5 protein-coding genes are annotated in these 7,533 nt (G+C 68.1%); all 5 read left to right on the forward strand.

Features of this window, described 5'->3' with window-relative positions; translation table 11 throughout:
• Window positions 1-143 precede the first annotated feature (143 nt).
• The 5 genes from ABZ794_RS33065 to mmsB all read left to right on the forward strand — a co-directional run bounded on the left by ABZ794_RS33065 (window position 144) and on the right by mmsB (window position 7,432).
• Window positions 144-1,130: a LacI family DNA-binding transcriptional regulator gene (locus ABZ794_RS33065; RefSeq protein ID WP_210781556.1), complete on the forward strand. Its 987-nt coding sequence runs from the start codon at window positions 144-146 to the stop codon at window positions 1,128-1,130.
• A 323-nt stretch (window positions 1,131-1,453) separates the two neighbouring features.
• Window positions 1,454-3,109, forward strand: coding sequence for a glycoside hydrolase family 27 protein (locus ABZ794_RS33070; protein ID WP_210781555.1), 1,656 nt, complete (start codon window positions 1,454-1,456; stop codon window positions 3,107-3,109).
• A 312-nt stretch (window positions 3,110-3,421) separates the two neighbouring features.
• The gene (gene chvE / locus ABZ794_RS33075) at window positions 3,422-4,564 is read left to right on the forward strand and encodes a multiple monosaccharide ABC transporter substrate-binding protein (RefSeq protein WP_091401170.1); all 1,143 of its coding nucleotides are present in this window, start codon (window positions 3,422-3,424) and stop codon (window positions 4,562-4,564) included.
• 82 nt (window positions 4,565-4,646) lie between these two features.
• On the forward strand, window positions 4,647-6,185 hold the full coding sequence (gene mmsA, locus ABZ794_RS33080; RefSeq protein ID WP_210781553.1) for a multiple monosaccharide ABC transporter ATP-binding protein: 1,539 nt from the start codon (window positions 4,647-4,649) through the stop codon (window positions 6,183-6,185).
• Complete coding sequence (gene mmsB / locus ABZ794_RS33085) at window positions 6,182-7,432, forward strand: multiple monosaccharide ABC transporter permease (protein WP_210781552.1); 1,251 nt, start codon at window positions 6,182-6,184, stop codon at window positions 7,430-7,432. The genes mmsA and mmsB overlap by 4 nt, the downstream gene beginning before the upstream one ends.
• Window positions 7,433-7,533: the final 101 nt, after the last annotated feature.

A 7,533-nucleotide genomic window follows, 5' to 3' on the forward strand; every position in this document is an offset into this window, starting at 1 on the left:
CGATCCAGCGCTGGTCACCTGGGATTCAGCACCGGCGTGGTGACTGAGCGAGGGGGATCGGGCCGGGCCGCTCCAGTCGACGTCGACGGGCTGCGGGCCGGAGATGTAGCGGGGGGAGTGAAATGGCCGTCCACGGTCCCGCGATGACGGACGTTGCTCGTCTCGCCGGTGTCTCCCATCAGACGGTGTCGCGGGTGCTCAACGGGCACCCCAACGTCCGTGAGCAGACCCGGCTCCGGGTTCGCGCGGCGATCGCCGAACTCGGCTACCGCCCCAACGGCGCGGCACGCGCCCTGGTGACCGGTCGATCACAGGTCATCGGTGTGGTCGCGCAGAACACGACGCTCTACGGTCCGGCCTCGCTGCTGGCCGCGTTGGAGCAGACCGCCGCCGAAGAGGGCTTCGCGGTCAGCGTCGGCAGCGTACGAAACCTGGACCACCGCTCCATCTCGGCGGCCGTCGAGCGGCACCTGTCGCACCGGGTCGCCGGCATCGTGGTCATCGCCCCGGTCGAGTCGGCCGGTGAGGCGCTGGAGCGCCTGCCCAAGGATGTCCCGCTGGTCACTGTCGACGGTGACCCGAGCCGGCCGGTGCCGCTGGTGACTGTCGACCAGGTGGCGGGCGCCCGGGCGGCGACGCAACATCTGCTCGACGCCGGGCACCGCACCGTCTGGCACGTCTCCGGGCCGACCGACTGGTTCGACAGCGTGGGTCGGATCGACGGCTGGCGGCAGGCGTTGCTGGCCGCCGGGCTGGATCCGCCGCCGCCGATGCCGGGGGACTGGTCAGCGGCGTCGGGTTACCGGTGCGGGCAGATGTTGGCGCGGATGCCGGAGGTTACCGCCGTCTTCACCGCCAACGACCATCTCGCGCTGGGCGTGCTGCGGGCGCTGCACGAGTTCGGTCGACGGGTGCCGCACGAGATCAGCGTGGTCGGCTTCGACGACGTGCCGGAGGCGGCGTACTTCATTCCGCCGCTGACCACGGTTCGACCGGACTTCGACGCGGTGGCGCGAGCGAGCCTGCAGATGCTGCTGTCCCAGATCGAGTCGGGCACCGGTGGGGCGCTGCGGCAGACCATCGCCCCCGCTCTGGTCGCCCGCGAGAGCGTCGCTCCACCTCGTCACTGACGGTCGGGCCAACCGGAGGTCGCCCCGCGTGGTGCGGGGAGAGGCCCGCCACGCCCCGCCCAGCAGTGAACGCGCGGGTGGGTCCGCCGCGCCAGCGTGCGCCAATTTTCGGCTTCCTCGCCGAATAAGACGCGGCTCGATGGGTTGCTGAGGGTGACTAATCGATGTCGAGCGATACGGCGCGGTGAAGGTATTGAACCTCGTGAAATGTCGCCGTAACATGATGGGCGTCTCTGTTAACGCTAACAAAAATTGGCGTCCAACTATCGGCGTGCCGACCAGAGATCGTAATCACGGGCGGGCGTCACCGACAAGGAGGCTCGATGAACCGCAATACCCGAGGTCGTCGCTGGGGGAGCGCACTGGCGGCCGGAATTCTGCTCGCCGGCGCCCTGGTCGGCCTTCGCGCGCCGACCGCGCAGGCACTGGACAACGGCGTGGCGCGCACTCCACCCATGGGTTGGAATTCGTGGAACCAGTTCGGCTGCAACATCAACGAGGCGCTGATCCGGCAGACGGCGGATGCGATCGTCAGCACCGGCATGCGGGACCTGGGCTACAACTACGTCGTGGTCGACGACTGCTGGTTCAACCCCAACCGGGACAGCTCCGGCAACATCCAGGGCGACCCCGGCCGGTTCCCCAGCGGGATGAAGGCGCTCGGCGACTACCTGCACGCCCGGAACCTGAAGTTCGGCCTCTACCAGGTGCCGGTCGACAAGACCTGCGCGCAGTACTTCGGCGCCTACCCCGGGGCGACCGGCAGTCGGGGCCACGAGGTGCAGGACGCACGGCAGTTCGCCGCCTGGGGCGTCGACTTCCTCAAGTACGACTGGTGCTCGCCGGAGGGCAGCATCAACGACCAGGTGGCCACCTTCGCCAAGATGCGTGACGCGCTGGCCGCCACCGGTCGACCGATCGTCTACAGCATCAACCCGAACAGTATCCACGCCAAGACCGGCCCCCAGCGCAACTGGGGCGACGTGGCGAACATGTGGCGCACCACCGAGGACATCACCAACGCCTGGGACACCGGCCAGACCAACGGCTACCCGATGGGCATCCAGAACATCATCAACGTGACCGTTCCGCTGGCGTCCTACGCGAGACCGGGTGGGTTCAACGACCCCGACATGATGGAGATCGGCCGCGGCGGCATGAACGACACGGAGATGCGCAGCCACTTCGCGATGTGGGCGATCATGGCGTCTCCGCTGATCGCCGGCAACGACGTGCGGAACATGAACGCCGCCACGCAGGCGATCCTCAAGAACGCCAACCTGATCGCGATCAACCAGGACTCGCTCGGGTTGCAGGGGACCCAGGTGTCGTTCGACGGCACGCGTCGGGTGCTGGCCAAGCGGCTCGCCAATGGTGACATCGCCGTCGCCCTCTTCAACCAGGGCGGCTCGACGACGACGATCTCGACCACGGCCGCGGCCATCGGCAAGTCCGGCTCGTCGTTCACACTGGTGGACGCGTGGACCGGTGGCACCAGCACCAGCAGCGGGACCATCAGCGCCAGCGTCCCCGCGCACGGCACTGTGGTGTACCGGGTCAGCGGTGGCGGGACGACTCCTCCGACGACGCCGCCGCCGACCACGTCGAGCGCGTACGCCAGCGCCGCCTCCGGCCGCTGCCTCGACGTGCCGAACAGCAACACGGCCAACGGCACGCAGCCGGTCATCTGGGACTGCAACGGCGCCGCCAACCAGCGCTGGACCAGCAGCGGCCAGACCCTGCAGGCCCTCGGCAAGTGCCTGGACGCGCCGCCGAACGCCGCGGCCGGCGCCAAGGTGCAGATCTGGGACTGCAACGGCGGGACCAACCAGCAGTGGACGGTCAACGCCAACGGCACGATCAGCAACAACCAGTCGGGGCTCTGCCTGGACGTCAACGCCAACGCCACTGCCAACGGCACCACGGTGATCCTCTGGACCTGCACCGCGGCGGCGAACCAGCGGTGGTCGCAGCGGTAGCCGACCGGGTCGGCCGACCGCCGAGGTCGCGGCGACCCACCTGATCCGGCGGTAGTGCCGATGCCCGCGGACGACAGACGTCGTCCGCGGGCATCGGTCTGTAGAGTGCTGCGGACGACCACGCTGAGTCGCCGCGTCCTGCCCTTCCGGCGGATCGGCCACATGGCTACGCTCGCCTGGATGCTCCGTTACGAGACCGTGACACCGGTATTTCGGATCTGGTGTTGACGCAATCTATGTGAGCGCTAACACTACCCGAAAGATGACAGTTGGCCCCGGCAGTCGGCGGGGGAGTCCAGAGAGGAGAAGCCCGTGGGCAGGAAATTCCTGGTTGCTCTCGGCGGCGCGGCACTCGCGCTGAGTTTGGCGGCGTGCAGCGGCGGGGGTGCGGGCAGCGGTGAGAAGTCCGGCGACGAGAAGCCGAGCGATTTGACCATCGGTGTGTCGATGCCGACCCAGACCTCGGAGCGGTGGATCGCCGACGGCAACGCGGTGAAGTCGAAGCTGGAAGCCAAGGGCTACAAGGTCGACCTCCAGTACGCCGGCGACGACATCCCCACGCAGTCGCAGCAGGTCGACCAGATGATCACCCAGGGTGCCGATGTTCTGGTCCTCGCGGCGATCGACGGCACCGCGCTCAGCAGCCAGCTGCAGGCCGCCGCCGCCGCGAAGATCCCGGTCATCTCCTACGACCGACTGATCCGTGGCAGCAAGGACGTCGACTTCTACGTCAGCTTCGACAACTACAAGGTTGGCGTCGCCCAGGGCACCGCGCTGCTCGTCGGCCTCGGCCTGCTGAACAAGGACGGCTCGAAGGGCACGGCCAAGGGGCCGCTGAACGTCGAGCTCTTCGCCGGATCGCTGGATGACAACAACACCCAGTACTTCTTCGGCGGCGCGATGGACACCCTGAAGCCGTTCATCGAGAACGGCACGCTGGTCGTCAAGTCCAAGCAGACCACCCCCGAGCAGGTAGCCATCCTGCGGTGGCAGCAGGAGACCGCGCAGAAGCGGATGGAGAACCTGCTCACCTCCAGCTACAACGACGGCTCGAAGGTCGACGGGGTGCTCTCGCCGTACGACGGCATCTCCCGCGGCATCATCACCGCCCTGCAGAACGCCGGCTACGGCAAGGGCGCGAAGAAGCTCCCGGTGGTGACCGGCCAGGACGCGGAGATCGCCTCGATCAAGCTGATCAACGACGGCGTACAGAGCTCCACGGTCTTCAAGGACACCCGGCTGCTGGCCGAGCAGGCCGTGAACGCGGCCGAGGCGTTCCTGCAGAAGAAGCAGCCGCAGGCCAACGACACCCAGACGTACAACAACGGCGTCAAGGTCGTCCCGGCGTACCTGCTGCCGATCGCGACCGTCTACAAGGACGACATCAAGGCGACGCTGATCGACTCCGGCTACTGGACGGCGGAAGAGGTCGCCGCCGGTCAGGCCAAGAAGTAAGCCACTCGTCGGGCCCGGCGGTCACCCGCCGGGCCCGACGCCTGGGCGCGTACACGTCCAGACCTGACGGAGGACAGTGACAATGGACGACACCATCCTCGAGATGCGTCGCATCACCAAGACCTTCCCCGGCGTGACCGCGCTGGAGGACGTCACCCTCGCAGTGCGCCGCGGGGAGATCCACGCCATCTGTGGTGAGAACGGCGCCGGCAAGTCCACCCTGATGAAGGTGCTGTCCGGCGTCTACCCGTCCGGCTCGTACGACGGCGAGATCCTCTTCGACGGCAAGCCGATGCAGTTCCGTGGCATCCGCGACAGCGAGGCCAACGGCATCGTCATCATCCACCAGGAGCTCGCCCTGGTGCCGTACCTGTCGATCGCGGAGAACATCTTCCTCGGCAACGAGCGGCGCGGCCGCAGCGGGCTCATCGACTGGAACTTCGCCAACGCCGAAGCGGCGAAGCTGCTGGCGTCCGTCGGGCTGCACGAGAACCCGGTCACCCCGGTCATCCAGCTCGGCGTCGGCAAGCAACAGCTCGTGGAGATCGCCAAGGCGCTGTCGAAGAAGGTGCGCCTGCTCATCCTGGACGAGCCGACGGCCGCGCTCAACGACATCGACTCGGCGCACCTGCTCGACCTGTTGCGGGCCCTCAAGGAGCAGGGCATCACCTGCATCATGATCTCGCACAAGCTCAACGAGATCACCGCCATCGCCGACTCGACCACCGTCATCCGCGACGGGCGCGCCGTGGAGACCCTCGACATGCGGTCCGACGAGGTGACCCAGCATCGGATCATCCGGGGCATGGTCGGGCGCGACCTGGACAGCTTCTACCCCGACCGCGAGTCGTCCCCCGGTGACGAGGTCCTGCGCATCGAGGACTGGACGGTGCGTCACCCGGTCCAGGACCGGATGGTCGTCGAGGGCGTCGGGCTGTCCGTACGCGCCGGCGAGGTCGTCGGCATCGCGGGCCTCATGGGGGCCGGGCGGACCGAGCTGGCCATGAGCGTGTTCGGTCGGTCCTACGGGCGCGACATCCGGGGCCGACTCTTCGTCCACGGCCGGGAGGTGCAGGCACGCACCGTCGCCGAGGCGATCGACAACGGCATCGCCTACGTCACCGAGGACCGCAAGCGCTACGGCCTCAACCTCATCGACGACGTGCGGCGCAACGTGTCCGCCGCCGCGTTGGACCGGCTGTCCCGCCTGGGCTGGGTGAACGGCAACGAGGAGATCAAGGTTGCCGAGGCGAGCCGCAAGGAGATGAACATCCGCACGCCGAGCGTCATGGCGGTGGTCGGCAAGCTCTCCGGCGGCAACCAGCAGAAGGTCGTGCTGTCGAAGTGGCTGTTCACCGACCCGGACGTGCTGATCCTCGACGAGCCCACCCGCGGGATCGACGTCGGCGCCAAGTACGAGATCTACACGATCATCAACCGGCTGGTGGCCGCCGGTAAGGCGGTGATCGTCATCTCCTCCGAGCTGCCGGAGCTGCTCGGAATGTGCGACCGCATCTATACCCTCGCCGCCGGCCGGATCACCGGCGAGATGCCGGTGGCCGAGGCGACTCAGGAGAGCCTCATGGAGCTGATGACCAAGGACAAGGAGCTCGTCGGATGACCAGCATCAAGACCCCTTCGACGGAGCGCCCCACGCCCCCGGACAGCACGCCCGGCGCCGCCCTGCACAGCGGGACGAGCGACCTGCGGGCGCTGGTGTTGAACAACCTGCGGCAGAGCGGGATCTACGTCGCCCTGGTCGTCATCGTCGCGCTCTTCGCGGTCCTGACCGACGGGGTGTTGCTGAGCCCCGGCAACATCACCAACATCGTCCTCCAGTACTCGTACATCCTGGTCCTCGCGATCGGGATGGTCATCCTGATCATCGGCGGGCACATCGACCTGTCGGTCGGATCGGTCGTCGCGCTCACCGGAGCGGTCTCCGCCGTCCTGGTGATCCAGCAGGGTCACCCCTGGTGGATCGGCGTCGTGGCCGCGCTGGTCGTCGGCGTCGCGGTCGGCGCGTGGCACGGGTTCTGGGTGGCGTACGCCGGCATTCCGGCCTTCATCGTGACCCTGGCCGGCATGCTGTTGTTCCGGGGTCTGACCCTGCGGGTGCTCGACAACATCTCGCTGTCGCCGTTCCCGTCCGAGTACCAGCAGGTCGCGGCGGGCTTCCTCAACGGCCTGCTCGGTGGGCAGGGCTTCGACGCCTTCACACTGCTGATCGGCGCCATCGCCGTGGCCGGCTACGCGGTCAGCGGCTTCCGCACCCGCGTGGCGCGGATCCGCTACCAGCAGCCCGTCGAGTCGTTCCCGCTCTTCGTCGCCCGGGTCGTGCTGATCGGCGCGGTCCTCATGTACTTCGCCTGGCAGCTGGCGCACGCCCGAGGGCTGCCGATCGTGCTGATCATCCTGGCGGTCCTGGTGCTGGTCTACGGCCTGCTCACCCGGCGTACCGTCTTCGGTCGCCAGGTCTACGCGATCGGCGGCAACCTGTCGGCGGCGGCGCTGTCCGGGGTGAAGGTCCGCACGGTCAACTTCTGGATGTTCGTCAACATGGGCTTCCTGGCGGCGGTGGCCGGCGTCATCTACTCGTCGCGGTCCAATGGCGCCCAGCCCGCCGCCGGCAACATGTTCGAGCTGGACGCGATCGCCGCGGCCTTCATCGGCGGCGCGGCGGTCACCGGTGGCGTGGGCACCGTGGTGGGCGCGATGGTCGGTGGTCTGATCATGGCGGTGATGAGCAACGGCATGCAGCTGATGGGCATCGACCAGTCGACCCAGTCGGTGGTGAAGGGTCTCGTCCTGCTCGTCGCTGTCGCCTTCGACGTCTACAACAAGCGTCGCGCCGGCACGGCACGTTGACGCCCGGTCCGTACGCAGGGGGCGGCGGGCGCCCCCCCGCGGGGGGGGGCGCCCGCGGGGGCTGGGCGTTAAAGACTGGTTGGCCGCCGACCGGTACTCGT

The sequence above is a fragment of the Micromonospora sp. NPDC047187 genome (assembly GCF_040643355.1).
Taxonomy (GTDB): Bacteria; Actinomycetota; Actinomycetes; order Mycobacteriales; family Micromonosporaceae; genus Micromonospora; species Micromonospora salmantinae.